General features: G+C 31.8%; 9 protein-coding genes. 4 read left to right on the plus strand and 5 right to left on the minus strand.

The features are described 5' to 3' along the window. Positions 1-780: 780 nt before the first annotated feature. Positions 781-2,784: a T9SS type A sorting domain-containing protein gene (locus tag HY951_14125; GenBank protein MBI5541199.1), complete on the minus strand. Its 2,004-nt coding sequence runs from the start codon at positions 2,782-2,784 to the stop codon at positions 781-783. 228 nt (positions 2,785-3,012) lie between these two features. Between HY951_14125 and HY951_14130 the strand changes: the two genes are divergently transcribed. Beyond that, a complete protein-coding gene (locus tag HY951_14130; protein ID MBI5541200.1) occupies positions 3,013-3,714 on the plus strand; it encodes a Crp/Fnr family transcriptional regulator in 702 nt (233 codons plus the stop codon). Between the two features lie 442 nt (positions 3,715-4,156). Here the strand turns inward: HY951_14130 and HY951_14135 are convergent, their stop codons facing one another. Both HY951_14135 and xth read right to left on the minus strand, forming a co-directional pair. Next, positions 4,157-6,607, minus strand: coding sequence for a sodium-translocating pyrophosphatase (locus tag HY951_14135; protein MBI5541201.1), 2,451 nt, complete (start codon positions 6,605-6,607; stop codon positions 4,157-4,159). Positions 6,608-6,848: 241 nt separating this feature from the next. After that, positions 6,849-7,610, minus strand: coding sequence for an exodeoxyribonuclease III (gene xth / locus HY951_14140; protein MBI5541202.1), 762 nt, complete (start codon positions 7,608-7,610; stop codon positions 6,849-6,851). Between the two features lie 60 nt (positions 7,611-7,670). Here xth and HY951_14145 point away from each other — a divergent pair, with 60 nt between their 5' ends. The 3 genes from HY951_14145 to HY951_14155 are packed head-to-tail and all read left to right on the plus strand — an operon-like array spanning position 7,671 to position 10,686. Beyond that, on the plus strand, positions 7,671-8,495 hold the full coding sequence (locus HY951_14145; GenBank protein ID MBI5541203.1) for a hypothetical protein: 825 nt from the start codon (positions 7,671-7,673) through the stop codon (positions 8,493-8,495). Continuing rightward, complete coding sequence (locus HY951_14150) at positions 8,492-9,277, plus strand: 4Fe-4S binding protein (GenBank protein ID MBI5541204.1); 786 nt, start codon at positions 8,492-8,494, stop codon at positions 9,275-9,277. Before HY951_14145 ends, HY951_14150 begins: the two co-directional genes overlap by 4 nt. Positions 9,278-9,279: 2 nt before the next feature. Further along, positions 9,280-10,686: a TonB-dependent receptor gene (locus HY951_14155; protein MBI5541205.1), complete on the plus strand. Its 1,407-nt coding sequence runs from the start codon at positions 9,280-9,282 to the stop codon at positions 10,684-10,686. 20 nt (positions 10,687-10,706) lie between these two features. Here the strand turns inward: HY951_14155 and HY951_14160 are convergent, their stop codons facing one another. Both HY951_14160 and HY951_14165 read right to left on the minus strand, forming a co-directional pair. Then, positions 10,707-12,662 (minus strand): response regulator, encoded by a 1,956-nt coding sequence (locus tag HY951_14160; protein MBI5541206.1) that lies wholly within the window; start codon positions 12,660-12,662, stop codon positions 10,707-10,709. Between the two features lie 161 nt (positions 12,663-12,823). Next, complete coding sequence (locus tag HY951_14165) at positions 12,824-15,271, minus strand: YfhO family protein (GenBank protein MBI5541207.1); 2,448 nt, start codon at positions 15,269-15,271, stop codon at positions 12,824-12,826. Positions 15,272-15,405: the final 134 nt, after the last annotated feature.

A 15,405-nucleotide genomic window follows, 5' to 3' on the forward strand; every position in this document is an offset into this window, starting at 1 on the left:
ATATATTTAAATTTATTATTCTTAATGCTCTTTAATGTCTTTTATAAGAACAAATAAAAGCATAAATGGTTGCTTGCGAAATTTTATTTTTTTAGAAATAATTTAGCTAGGTTAAAAATAACCTTTTATTATACAAATTAAAAACTATACTTTCCTAACAAAGCAACCTAGTATCCTAACAAAGTGTATTAACCTATTATTGTAATTCTAGAAAATTTACAAAACAATTTATTCTTTGGCATACACCAGAATTAAAAATAAATATGTTTTACTAAAACCTGCGGTTAGTGTCTTTACGAACCACTAAAATATACAATACATATACATACTGTTAACTGTTGGAGATAAAACAATAGTAGCAATATAAATCAGAGTAACATTCTACTATTGTCACTCTGTCCGCCGCGGCGGAGAAGCATAGCGGAATGAAGGATCTGGTTCGAAATACTACACTAGATTCTTCGCTTCGCTCTGAATGACAATAAGGTGTTTTGTCATCCTGTCCGCTGCGACCAATGTCATTGACTTAAGCTAAAACTCCCTGTAGTTCTCGATTGAACTCGAACTAGCATTCTTGCTTGTTCCTCAGCCGCAGAGCGGCTGAGGAACAATTTCTATTTGCAACTTCGAGTAGCAAAGCGTATCGAGAAGTAAGCAAATAGATTAACAAAATTACATTTTCATAAGTCAATGACATTGCCGTCGCGGCGGACGTTCTGAATGACAGGAAATAAAAAAGCCCCGCATTTGCGGGGCTTTCAGTTTATTATAACAAATTGTTTATTCAACAATCATTTTCTTTGTTATTTTTTGTGTACCAGCTGTTACAGTATAGAAATAAATTCCACTGTTTAAGTTAGCAACGTTTAAATTAATACCGTGGCTACCTGCAGCTAAACGACCTTTATCAACTTTAGAAACTAATTGACCAACCATGTTGGTAATTTCTACAGCAACATTAGAAGTTTCAGCTAAAGTAACTTTAATATTTGTAATTCCATTTACTGGGTTTGGATAGTTTTGTGAAACAGACATTGTGTTAACTTCTGTTGAAGGTACACCTGTTAAACAAGGTGATGCTCCAAGTACTAAAGGATCAGAAGCAGGAACAGAAACTGTAAATTCAGATTCGTCAAAATTCACATCAGTTGCAAAATAAAGAATTTGTGGACCATCACCATTATTTCCACCATCACCAGCAACATCAATATAAGTTAAGCCAATAGAATAAGTACTGCCATTCTTTGCAGCAATATCAGCTGTATTTACATAATAATATAAACCACCATTAGGATCTGTAAAATTCTTTGAAGCTGTAGCCATATTGTCTGTAATTCTCCAAGCGCGACCTTTAATATCTGGAACGATATTATCTGTACCATATGAAGGATCTGTATCAGTCCATGTGAAGAAAATCACATTACCATCATCACTACGAGAAACATTAATATAATGCTCCCAACCCATGTTACCTGATGAAGAAACAACTGCTGCGCCATTATCATCAAGAACAACTGCTGAATTAATTACATCAATAAAACGAACATCCCAAAGTTGTGTTTGCCAATCATAAATTACATCAAATAAGAATTTTGGATGATTTGTATATGAATAACCTGTAGAATCTTCAACACCTACGTAGTTTGAATAATAACCTTCGATAATAGCTGCCATATGTAAATTACCGTTTGCATCAACAACACCTGGAAGTGTATTATCATCCAAAGTTGAACCAGCGTTAAAGAATGGTCTGTATTCTAAAGTACCGCCACCTGTTACTGAAGCCATTGTTGGCCAGATAGAGTCAGTTAAATTAGTTAAAGCATCAAAACAAGCAAAAGGAGCTAAAGTCTGATATGTTACACCACCATCAACTGTTCTCCAGATTTGTGGAAGCTGGGCACCCTGAAAATGTTTCATTGTAGAGTCAATACCAGTACAGAAAGCATAACCAGTCATTCCGTCGTTTGCCCAAGCCTGATTCCATGCATAGTCAGCATCAGAAGCACCATTACCAAATATACGTTTACCAAATAATCTTCCTAATTGTGTTTGTACCAATGACCAGTCAAAAGCATTTGTTGTTGTATTAAATACACCTTTTCTAACTTTTACATATGGGAAATAATTTGTACCATCATCATCTTGTGATTGCATATAAACATTACCATTTCCACCTGATAAATTGGTTCTTTCTAAAGCTGTATAAGGAGCTACTATTGGAATATAATTAGTATCCAAAAGTGTTGCGTCTAATTTTTGTGAACAATAGTAATTATGTCCAAATGCAGACATTAAAAGTGGTCCACCAACTACAGCAAAAGCATTGTCTACGTTTGTATTTCCAGCAGGATTATAAATAACACCACTTGGATAACGATAAAAATGAGCTCCTGTGTTTAAGAATAAAACAGAGTCATGTAAAGTGTTAAACCAGTCTGTAGAAAATTTACATACTAAGTCGCCACTACTACCACCCCATGCACCACCTCTACGGTGAGTAAACATAACAGCATTTGTAGCTGGATTATAATCTAACCAGTTTTGAGCACCTAAAAGGTAACCAAAAACATTACCTGAAGTTCCAACTTGAACACCATTAAGAGCTTTTGTGTGAGCTCCGTGAGGTTTTACTGATGGAAGGTAAGGAATATCAACCTCAGCTACATTAGTAACATTTGCTTTTTTAGGAAGCAGGTTATTATTACGAACAGCAAATTTGTTTTGAGCAACAGCACCTATTGTGATACCGATTGCCAGAGAAAAAAGTAGTAATCTTTTCATTTTAATGGATTTTAGTTAAACAATTGATTCGTTTGTTTAGCAGCAAATTTAAGAATAAAATGTCAGAAACAAAAAAATTCTTAAAAAAACGCTTCATATTTGAACATATGACTAATAAAAGCGAATTTAGGTTGCATTAAAAATAATTTTTATGTTTTATAATTTAAATTAACTACAAATACTCTATATTTGTGGTATAAAATAAGGAATTATAGCTATAATTATATAATGAAAACATATAAAAACCAGATTTGTAACTGTATTGACAACCCCACGTCAATATTTGGCAAACTTCCAAAAAGTCAGATTGACTTTTTGAGACAGCACCATTCCTGTATAGGATATAAGAAAAATGAAATTATTTATCGCGAAGGTGATAAACCTACCGGATTAATCAGTTTATCCGAAGGAAAAGTAAAATTATTTAAAGAAGGTGTAGGCGGTCGCGAGCAAATCGTTAGACTTGCAAGACCTGTTGGGTTTATTGGTTATCGCGCGCTTTTTGCCGAAGAAAATTATCTTGCAACTGCTATCACATTAGAAAACAGCTCTGTATGCGTAATCGAGAAAGACGCTTTATTTGAAGTGCTTAACGACAATTCAGAGCTAACAATGATTATTTTAAAATCTTTGGCTACCGAGCTTGGATTTTCAAACAGCCGTTGTGTAACATTAACTCAAAAACATGTTAGAGGCAGGTTAGCAGAATCTATTCTTGTATTAAAAGACACTTATGGTGTTGAAGATGATCAGAAAACTATTAAAGCCCATTTATCACGTGAAGATCTCGCCAGTTTAAGTAATATGACAAATTCTAATGCTATTAGAACTCTTAGTACTTTTGCTCAGGAAAAAGTTATTGAAATTGATGGTAGAAAAATCAAAATTCTTGATCTTCATCAATTGGAAAAAATTAGTGAATTAGGATAAGCTATTAAAACAAATTATAAGAAACCCGTTTCAGATCTGAAATGGGTTTTTGTTTTTTTAGACCTAACAGGTTTTTGAAGAATTTCTAAATTTTAACGAGAACGAACCAAAGAAGATGGATCTCTATATTGTCATGCTTCTACGCCGCGGCGGAGAAGCATCTAATTTGACAATAATCGTAATATTTTCTTGTTTCGTGAGGACACGAAACAAGGATTGAGGATATTGTCATGCTGATTTGCGGCAGCAATGTCATTGACTTAAGCTAAAACTCCCTTTAGTTCTCGATTGAACTCGAACTAACATTCTAGCTTGTTCCTCAGCCGCAGAGCGGCTGAGGAACAATTTCTATTTGCAACTTCGAGTAGCAAACAACTAAGAAATAAAATAAAAAAGCCGCTTCAAAATTGAAGCGGCTTTAATAATATAATCTAAACGAATACTATTTCTCGATTCTCATTTTGTAGAATGATCTCCAAACAAAAACTAAGGCAATAATTAAGAAAGCAACACCAGCATATGGGGCATATTCTCTAAAGTTTTCGGAGATTGCAATTTCCATTGCTAATAAACCAAATAAAGTGGTGAATTTAATAACAGGATTTAAAGCAACTGAAGAGGTATCTTTGAATGGATCACCAACAGTATCACCAACTACTGTTGCATCATGTAATGGTGTTCCTTTTTCTTTCAAATCAACTTCTACAACTTTTTTTGCATTATCCCAACATCCACCGGCATTAGCCATAAAAATAGCCTGAAATAAACCAAATACAGCAATAGAAATCAAATAACTGATAAATAATGAAACTGCATTAACACCACCAACACCAGAAGGTGAAGAAAGACATGCAAAAGCTAAAGCAAAGAAGAAAATACCAATAAAGATATTAAACATACCTTTTTGAGCATATTGAGTACAGATTTTCACAACCTCAACAGACTTAGCAGTATCCGCTTTTTTAGGAGCATTAGGATCAAGGTTGATATTTTTCTTAATATATTCAACAGCTCTGTATGCACCAGTAGTAACAGCTTGCATTGAAGCACCGGTAAACCAGTAAATAACACAACCACCAAGAATAAAACCAAGGATAGTATATGGATTTAAAAGATTAAGAATCTCTTCAGGTTTTACACCTAAAGTTTTTTCAATCATTAAAATCAAAGCAAAGATCATTGTTGTTGCACCCACAACAGCAGTACCAATTAATACTGGTTTTGCAGTTGCTTTAAATGTATTACCGGCACCATCATTAGCCTCAAGATAATGTTTTGATTTTTCCCAATCGGGTTTAAAACCAAATTCTTTTTGTATTTCAGAAGAAGCTTTTTCTTTATCATCTTCAATTAAAGAAAGTTCATATACTGATTGTGCATTGTCTGTAACCGGACCATAACTATCAACTGCAATAGTAACAGGACCCATACCTAATAATCCAAAAGCAACCAGACCAAAGGCAAAAATAGATGGATAAATCATTAGTGTCTCTAAATGTCCGATTGAGCTTGTAAAATAAGCAACAAACATTAAAACGAAAAATACAAAACCTGTCCATAGAGCTGAAAAATTACCAGCAACTAAACCTGAAAGAATTACTAATGAAGAACCACCTTCGCGACCAGCAGCAACAACTTCTTGCACGTGAGCCGATTTAGGCGAAGTAAATATTTTAGTAAATTCAGGAATTAAAGCACCACCAATGGTACCACAACTAATAATAGTTGATAATATCCACCACATATCAGTATTACCATTTAAATCTGGAATTAAAACATAAGAAGCACCAAATGTTACTACAATAGAAAGTAAAGAAGTAATCCAAACTAAACTTGTAAGAGGAGCTTCAAAATCTAAATCTTCTTTTCCTTTATATTTAGCATTACTGAAAATACCATTAATATAGAAAGCAACAACAGATGTTACAATCATTAAAATACGCATTACAAATATCCAAACCAATAATTTTACTTTTAAGTCACTTGTAATAATATCAGTCATACCTAACGCAGCACCACCAACAGCAAGTAAAATAAAAGAAATTAACGCAACACCAGTTACACCGTAAGTTTCAAAACCGTCAGCAGTTGGTCCAACTGAGTCACCAGCATTGTCGCCAGTACAGTCAGCAATAACACCAGGGTTACGTGGATCGTCTTCACCAATTTTGAAAACAACTTTCATTAAATCTGAACCTATGTCAGCGATTTTTGTAAAAATACCACCGGCAATACGAAGTGCAGAAGCACCTAATGATTCACCAATAGCAAAACCAATAAAGCAAGCACCAGCTAATTCTCCTGGCATAAATAACAGAATAACAAGCATAAGAAGTAATTCAACACAAATAAGAACTACTCCAATACTCATACCTGCATTTAAAGGAATATTAAGAAGTTTTAATGGATCTTTTCTTAATGAAGCAAAAGCCATACGTGAGTTAGCGAGTGTATTCATTCTAATTCCAAATGCAGCTACTGCATAAGAACCTAGAATACCAATAACAGTCCAGCCAATGATTAAAGCTACAGAACCAAATCTTGCAGCAGCTGTTTCGCCAATTGGTGATAAAAATCCAAAATAACCTGCTACAGCAGCACCAATAAATAAGAAAAGAATTGCAAGAAATTTACCTTGTTGAACTAAATAAGCTTTACAAGTTTGATAAATAACTTCCGAAATCTCTAACATTGATTTGTGAGCAGGAAGTTTTTTTACTTTCATGAATTGATATAATCCAAAAAGTAATCCCAAAATAGTAATAACAAAACCATAATATAATATGGATTGTCCTTTTATTTCTTCCGGAATTTTTAAATCGGCTTCACTTGCCATGGATAGAATTGGGGCGAAAATTGCCACCATAAGTGCTAAAATGCCTCTTCTTTTCATTTTTAAAAATTTAATTGTTTATAATTATTGATTGTCTATTTTGCAGTGATAGTCTGTTTTTTAACATAATTTTTTACAATTTTTGTTAAATTTTCAGGGTGCAAAAGTAGGATACTTTTCAATATCTAACAAGAGGAAATGAAAAAAATATTGAATTATATGTTTGAATTACAATAAGAATTAATATTTTTGTAGCTTGGACAAAAGTTACTTTTTTGTCGTTTTTAGCAGTAAACTGTTTTTACAACAGTTCAACCACAACGGGGCAATGATCTGAATGAAAAACTTGTTGTAAAATTTCTGCCGATTTTAATTTCGACTTAAGCTTTTCACTTACAAAGTTATAATCAATTCTCCAGCCCAAATTTTTCATTCTTGAATTTTGCCTGTAACTCCACCAGCTATATTGATTCCCTTCAGAATTAAACTCTCTGAATGAGTCAATTAAACCCAATTCTAAAAAAGAGGTCAGCCATTCACGTTCTTCTGGCAAAAAACCTGACATATCATTATGTTTTTCGGGATGATTAATATCTATAGGTTTATGGCAAATATTAAAATCGCCGGAAATAATTAAAGACGGTCTTATTTTTAAAAGTTCCTTTATATAATTATAAAATGCATCCAAAAAATCCATTTTAAAAGCCTGACGAATATCCCCCATCGACCCGGAAGGAACATAAACAGAAATTTGAGTTACATCTCCAAAATCTGCACGAATTACTCTTCCCTCATCATCATATAACGAATTACCAATCCCAATAATAACATTATCAGGTTTTTGTTTAGATAAAAGCCCAACACCACTATATCCCTTTTTCTGAGCACTATTCCAAATAGGATTATAACCCATTTCTATAAATTTATTTACATCAAACTGATCTGATGTAGCTTTTAATTCCTGAAAACAAATGATATCACATCCAGACTCAGAAATCCAATCAGTTAAACCTTTTGACATGGCAGCTCTGATACCATTAACATTGTATGAAAATACCTTCATATTTCACTATTTAAAAAATTCTATTCAAAATTAGTTATTTTTGTATTAATTACCTTAGAAATGATTGTTTCAATAATTGGTACAAGAGGCGGAATTGGTTCAACTACTTTGTTGTCTAATTTATTTGTACAAGTTAAAAATGCAGAAACAACACATGGCTGGCTTTCACTCACAAGTCCTTTTCCACCTTTATTTGCAGAAGATTCAACAAAATGGGAAAAAGTATTTTCATTTAAGCGAAAAATTCCTGAGTGGATAAGCGAAAAATGTACTAAATGTAATGAATGTGTTAATTTGTGCGCTAATGACGCTATTTCTCCTATTGCAAATGAATACATTATTAGTAGCGAATTATGTAATTCTTGTAAAACTTGCATTAGTGCATGTAAAAGCAAAGCACTTGAATTTAAATTAGATGAAGTTGGAGTTATTGAAAAATCTGATAATATTAAATTTAATTTACACCAAATAAGTTTAAATGAAAAAGAAATTATTTCGACCTGGCATTTAAAGGAAATTTTTAGTTTTTTAAAAGGTTATAAAGAAAAAAACTCCATTTTCTTTATTGATATTCCATCTGGTTTACACGAATATTGGGAAGAAGTGCTAAAACTTTCAAGTTCGGTTATTTTATATTCAGATGACACATTTATTACTGATTTAATTTACAAATCTCACTCACCACGACAGGCGAAATTATTACTTGCAGTTACAGAAAAGTCATTTAGTGAATTTGAAAAAGCCGGGTATTCATTTGCAATATCAATACCCAACAATAAAGAAATTGCATTTGATTCAATACAAGGAAAGATTGTTTTAGATTCAGCTTTTAATAGTTCAATTAAAGAACTAAAAAATCAAATACTTGAAAAAGTTCCATCATGAAAGAAATTTTACTAATATCTGACAAAGGTGGAACCGGAAAATCATCGGTACTAAGTTCATTAAAAACACTTTATAATGAAGCTGCTGTATTTGCAGATTGCTCTTTTACTTCTACTTATAACAATTTACAAATAACAAGTGAAGAAATATTTAATTCAAGATATATAAGTACAGTAAAAAACAATATTTGTCTTTTTTGTGGAGATTGCGATGGAATTTGTGAATTTGGTGCACTTGAATTTAATACCGAAGAAATTAAGCTTGACCGTCATAAATGCACCGGTTGCGGACATTGCGTTTACATTTGCCCGGCAGGTGCAATTGAATTAAAAAAAATACATTCTGGAAAAATAATTATTTCTGAAGAACATAAAAGTATTTTTATTTATGGTTTACTTCAGCATTTTCAGCAGGACGGAACCAGACCCATGTACATTGTTAGGAACAAAGCGTTTGAAATAGCCACTGAAAAAAAAAGAAAATTTCTTATAATAGAATCTGCTCCCGGATGGGATCGGCTTACACGTTCACTTGTACATTATGCAAATATTTTAGTACCAGTAATTGAACCTCATGCATTAGTTTTTGATTTTCTTGAGAAAATTAAAAATTATTCAAATCAAAACGGCACTGAAATAAAATTGATAATTACAAAATCTGATGCAAATCCTCATATCTCAAATAAAATAATGAAGGAATATAATGACTGGGAAATCATTTGCATACCATGGAATAATTGTGCAGATCAAGAAACAAATAATAAATTTGTCAACTTTTTATAAATATGGAACACGAAATACTTTCATCGGGAAACAAAGCTTTAAAAATAAATTTAAATCCTGAAATTTTTGGCTCTATTGCTGAGATTGGTGGTGGACAAGAAGTAGCAAGAGAATTTTTCAGAGCCGGAGGTGCTTCAAAAACAATTGCTAAATCTATTTCAGCATACGATAAAAATTTTAGCGATGCATTGTATAAGTCGAAATCTGGAAGATATGTGTCTGAAGCCCGACTTAGAAAAATGCTTGATACCGAATATGCAGAAATAACCAAAATATTAACGAAAACAAGAGGATCGCATTCTACCTTTTTTGCTTTTGCAAATACAGTTGAAACTATAAATTACAGAAAAGACAATCAGGGACACGGTTGGCTAGGTATAAGATTCCAAACCAGTCCAATGTCAGAACCAAATGATGTAATTTTGCATACAATTCTGCATGAGAATGATACTATCTTACAACAAAGTACATTAAGCACATTAGGTATAAATCTAATTTATGCCTGTTTCTATTTAAATAATGATATTGATGCATTTATTATTTCTCTGTTAGACAATTTATCCAGTGACAGACTTGAAATTAATATGGTAAGCATTTCAGGTCCAAATTTTGAACATTGTGATAACAGACTGCTAAGTGTAAAACTGGTTAAACATGGTTTAACTTCGGTTAGTATTTTTGACAGATATGGAAAAGTACAGCAACCCGGCGACATGCTTTATAATAAAGATGTAATGGTGCTAAGAGGAAGTTTCAGACCAGTTACCTATATTGAGCTTGATATGCTTAAATCGGGTTATGCATTATTTAAGAACGAAGTTAATTACTCACCAGAAACAAGTGTTGTTCTTTGTGAAATGACTTTAAATAATCTACTTGAAGAAGGTGAATTTCATGAAAAAGATTTTTTAGACAGAGTTGACCTTCTAAATGGTATGGGACAAAATGTTATGATTTCAAACTACAGAGAATTTTACAGACTCTCTGCATATTTTTCACAATTTAACATTGTTCAGTTAAGACTGATAATGGGTGCAGATACTCTTAAAAAAGTAATTGATGAAAAATATTACAATCACTTAAAAGGTGGAATTCTGGAGGCATTTGGCAGACTATTTGGGAAGCATGTAAAATTGTACATTTATCCATTTAAAGATAAAATTGAAAAGCCCTTTTTAAACTCAAAGAACATAGAAGTAAGTTCGCATATAAAGCCTTTATTTAATTACCTCATTTATAATGAAAAAATATTAGATATAACAACTAGCAATAAAAACAAAATTTATATCTCAAACAGAAAAGTTAGTGATATGATTAAACAAGGAAAGAAGGGATGGGAAGAAAGTGTCCCAAATTATATAAGCGAAAATATTATTAAGAAAGGCTTATTTGAGTATAAAAATAAATAATAAAAGAAACTCAAGCTAAACTAATTTGTTCCGCTTATTACTTTTGCCATCACAATGTCGAGGTTCTTAAAATCAATGGGCTTTGCTATAAAATGATTCATTCCGGCAATCTGGCATTTTTCTTTAATTTCGTTTAAAGCATGAGCAGTTAATGCTATAATTGGTATATTTTTATCCATAATTTCAATTCCACCTGCTCTAATTATTTGTGCTGCCTCAATACCATCCATTTCGGGCATCTCTATATCCATTAATATAATGTCGTAAGAATTTCCTTTTACTTTTTCCAGAACCACTTTACCGTTATTTGCTATTGTAACAATGTGTCCTGATTTTTCCAGAAAAGATTTTGCAACTTTAACATTTAGCACATTATCTTCGGCTAATAAAATATTTAGACTTCTAAGATTAATTTTTTCTGCATCAATATTCTTTTCAGCAAGCTCTGTTATATTTGTTAACTCAGTGCCGGGTAAACCAAAGTTAATAGTAAAATAAAAAACACTTCCCTTACCCTCCTCGCTTTCATACCATATTTGACCATCCAAAAGACTAACAAGGTGCTTGCAAATTGCAAGTCCCAATCCGGTTCCACCATAACGTCTACGGGTTGAGCTATCTGCCTGAGAGAATTTCTCAAAGATTAGCTGGCCTTTATCAGTTGGTATTCCAATTCCAGAATCTGCAATTTTAAAAAGTAATTCTATTTTATTTTCTACTCCATTAAAATTATTCAAACTCACATTTAGTATAACTTCACCCTGTTCGGTATATTTAACAGCATTGCCTATAAGATTAAATAATATCTGGCGTAAATAGCTTGGATCTCCCGTTAAATATTGAGGAACATTATCATTAATTTTTCCTTTTAAAGATATTTCTTTATGTTTTGCAAGATTCATAAATGAACTTAAAGAATAATTTACAAGTTCATTAATATCAAATTTCACATTCTCTATTTCAACTTTTCTAGATTCAATATGAGAAAAATCAAGAACATTACCTATAACATTTAACAAATGTTCAGATGCTCCTTTAATTGTTCTAAGATATTCGGCTTGTTCCTGCGAAATTCCTGGTTGATTAAGAAGTGAAGACATTCCAACTATTACATTTAAAGGAGTTCTTATTTCGTGGCTCATTGTTGCCAGAAATTCGCACTTTGCTTTACTGGCTTCCTGTGCTTTTTCGGCTAATTCTTCTGATTTAGCTAAGCTTTCTGTTAATTGTTCCTGAGTTTTTTTTCTTTCAGAAATTTCACGCGTAAGCTGCAAAGTTCTTTCTTCTACTTTAGCCTGTAGAAAAAATCTATAATTTCGTTCCATCTTGTACATTCTGTATGTAAACGGAAGAATTAGTAATGAAAGAAGAAATGCCAGAATTGAAGAAATTATAATTTCTTTTCTTAGAATTTCATTAACATAGCTTATTTCATAATCGGCACCTAGTACAAACCTATTTCCCTTTTCAGAAACTTCAGGAATTAAAACTGTTCTAAAGGTACCCCACCTATCCGATGTTGTTTCATAAATCGGCTTATTGCTTTTACTAATATTCAATAACTCATTTGATGCTTCAGAGTAATCTAACCAATAATGTGCTTCTTCTTTTTTCTTTAATTCGTTTAATGTAGTTGAACAGCTTGTAAAATATGCTTTACCATCTTTTACAACTAATGTATATAAAAAATCGATTTTTAATTTATTGGCAAGATTGGTTAAAGATTTAATATTTTGCAAATCTTCTTCATTACTAATCATTCCGACATTTAATGCTCTGTCATAAAAATCATTAGCTAACGTATTCTTTACAGATTGAGCAGCAATAAATAAATTTCTATCGATTTCACCAATTAAAGTAGATTTTGTTCTTTGGTAATTAAACCATGTAAAAAGAATTACTCCAATAAGATATATAAGAACCGGGAAAATAAATTTTTTCCACGGAATAGATTTCCTATTGGTAATGTTATTCATTAATTATTAAACAAGAATTACAACTAATGGCAATTTTACGAATAGAACCTCACATTGTTTTTTAAATATTTGTTCAATTTGATAAATGCATAGTCATTAATTACCAATTCTATAATTAATAGGATAGAATTAATTTCAGTAAGAAATAAAATCTTAAGTTTTTAAATCTTTTCTACTTTTTTCTCTGACTCCCTTTTAAAGCTATTACGAATCTCAAAAAAAGCTGTACCTAAAAGCATTAAAACTAATAAAATTGAACTTGCTAATGAAACTTTTTCACCAATAATATACCCTTCAGGTTCAAACTTAAATTCAATTTTATGTTTACTCGCCGGAATTATCATTGCTCTTAGTACATAGTTTGCTCTAAAGTAGGTTGCCGGTTTATCATCAATAAAAACATTCCAGCCTTTATCATAATAAATTTCAGAAAAAACAGCCAATTGCTCTACCTTACTATTACTTTCATAGCTTAAATAATTAGGAGAATACTTTGTTAACTTAATATATGAAGTTGAATCAGAATCGGATTTAAATGTTGTAAGCATACTTGCATATCGCTTATCAACAATTGCTTCTTTTGCAGGATCAAAATTTGTTAAAGCACTTAACTCACTATCGGCATTTTCTGCAAGTTTATATGACTTAACAAACCAAGCATTACCCATTGCATATGGATTTTGTTGTGCAACAGGACCTTTATCTTTTGTAGGCACAATAATATATTTTGTATTAAGCATATTTAATACCTGCATGTTGTTTTTACTAATTTGCTTATCTATTAGCTCCTGATATCTTTTCATTTTTGCTCCGTGATATCCTCCAATAGATTTATGAAAATATGATGTACTTGCGTCGTTAAAAGTATTTGCTGCAATATTTAACACTCTAAAATTCGGATCAGTATCTTTTAATATATCAAGATTTGCCTGCGAAGGAAGAAACGGAGCTCTTTGATCTGCCTTAGAAATAAACATATCATTATTTAAATAACGTTTATTTACCGGCCATAAATCGGCAATAAATAAAACACCAACAATAAGTATTGCAATTCCCGGTTTTAGTTTTTTTAATCCTGCAAATAATACAACAGCAGCTATTAAAATTATAAAAACAAGTGAACGGAATCCATCCATTCTTAATAAAGTTTCTCGATCTGCCAATAATTCTTTCATCGGATATCCCGCTTCGGCATATTGTGCATCACCGGCACACGAAAAATCAAAAAAAGCAGACGGTACAACTGTAATAATGAGCACAATTCCACCAACTATTCCCAGCGACCATTTTAAACATTTTATAAGCTTTTTTTTCTCAACTCCTTCTTTCAATATATTGTCAATTGTTAAAACAGCTAGAAGTGGTAGTGCGAACTCTGCAATTATTAATATCATTGAAACAGTTCTGAATTTATTATAACCGGGTACATATTCTAAAAAGAAATCTGTTAATCCCATAAAGTTTTTACCCCAGGCTAACATTATAGAGATAATTGTTATTATCAGTAGCCACCATTTTAAATGACCTTTAAGTAAAAACAACCCTAAAACAAAAAGAAACATAACAACAGCACCGGCATATACCGGACCGCTTGTAAATGGCTGATCACCCCAATATAATGGCATTTGTTTTACAATTTGTTCTGCTTGCATTGAACCATATAATTTATTGAAGTAATCGTAAGTTTCAGAATTTTTACTTAATTCGCCACCTGATGAACCACCATTAATATTTGGAATCAATAATGTTAAAGTCTCTGCTTTTCCGTAACTCCATGCTGTTGCATAATCTTTTTCTAACCCGGCAGTTTGATTTTCTTTATCAGAAGTAAGTTCAGTTTTACCACGCATTGAATATTTACCATATTCAGAGGTTAACCACAAATTAGTAAAATTACTTCCAATAGCCAGTATTGCTGTAAACAAAAGAACTACTGTTGCCTTAGCAAAATTTAAAATTAGTTTTTCTCTGATTGCTCTTACAAATTCAAAAATTCCTAAAACAAGAATTATAATAAATGTGTAATAAGTTATCTGCAAGTGATTAATTAATAATTGTAAGGTTAAAAAAACTCCGAATAATAATCCACCCATTAATATTTTTCTATTGTATGCAAGATATACTCCTCCAATTAATGCAGGCATATAACCTAGTGCTATAGCTTTGGTAATGTGACCCGGTTCAAGAATAATAAAGAAATATGAAGAAAAACCATATGCTAATGCACCAGCAATACTTAACCATGGATTTACCCTGAATGCTAAAAGAGCAATATAAAACCCTAAAAGGTACAGAAAAACCATGCCTGCAGGCTTTGCTCCTCCAAGTGTTAAAAAATTATGAACTTTTATAAATAAATTTGATTTAGCAACGCCAATAATTAAATAAGTAGGCATTCCACCAAACATACTATTAGTCCAAAGAGCGGTTTCTCCTGTCGCCTCCTTGTAATCCATAGCCTCTTTTGACATACCATAAAAATTGGTAACGTCACTTTGTTTTATCTGTTTACCTTCTAAAAGCGGCGAAAAATAAGCATAAGTTACTATTAAAAATAATACAACAGCTACCAAATGTGGAGCAATAGTTTTAAATGAAAATGATTTCATAAAATATATTTTAGTTCCTCAAAAGTAGAAAGAAACGTAATTGAAACAAAATATGTTTTTTAGAGGCAATAAAATTTAAGAAATAATAACATAGCCCCACAAGTATAAATACTTATGAGGCTACATTTTACAAA

The organism is Bacteroidia bacterium, from assembly GCA_016218155.1.
Lineage (GTDB): Bacteria > Bacteroidota > Bacteroidia > Bacteroidales > GWA2-32-17 > GWA2-32-17.

What these genes read in the sequence shown, in the direction of transcription:
- HY951_14125 (MBI5541199.1), bottom strand. Translation starts at nt 2,784, where the DNA reads ATGAAAAGATTACTACTTTTTTCTCTGGCAATCGGTATCACAATAGGT.
- HY951_14130 (MBI5541200.1), top strand. Translation starts at nt 3,013, where the DNA reads ATGAAAACATATAAAAACCAGATTTGTAACTGTATTGACAACCCCACG.
- HY951_14135 (MBI5541201.1), bottom strand. Translation starts at nt 6,607, where the DNA reads ATGAAAAGAAGAGGCATTTTAGCACTTATGGTGGCAATTTTCGCCCCA.
- xth (MBI5541202.1), bottom strand. Translation starts at nt 7,610, where the DNA reads ATGAAGGTATTTTCATACAATGTTAATGGTATCAGAGCTGCCATGTCA.
- HY951_14145 (MBI5541203.1), top strand. Translation starts at nt 7,671, where the DNA reads ATGATTGTTTCAATAATTGGTACAAGAGGCGGAATTGGTTCAACTACT.
- HY951_14150 (MBI5541204.1), top strand. Translation starts at nt 8,492, where the DNA reads ATGAAAGAAATTTTACTAATATCTGACAAAGGTGGAACCGGAAAATCA.
- HY951_14155 (MBI5541205.1), top strand. Translation starts at nt 9,280, where the DNA reads ATGGAACACGAAATACTTTCATCGGGAAACAAAGCTTTAAAAATAAAT.
- HY951_14160 (MBI5541206.1), bottom strand. Translation starts at nt 12,662, where the DNA reads ATGAATAACATTACCAATAGGAAATCTATTCCGTGGAAAAAATTTATT.
- HY951_14165 (MBI5541207.1), bottom strand. Translation starts at nt 15,271, where the DNA reads ATGAAATCATTTTCATTTAAAACTATTGCTCCACATTTGGTAGCTGTT.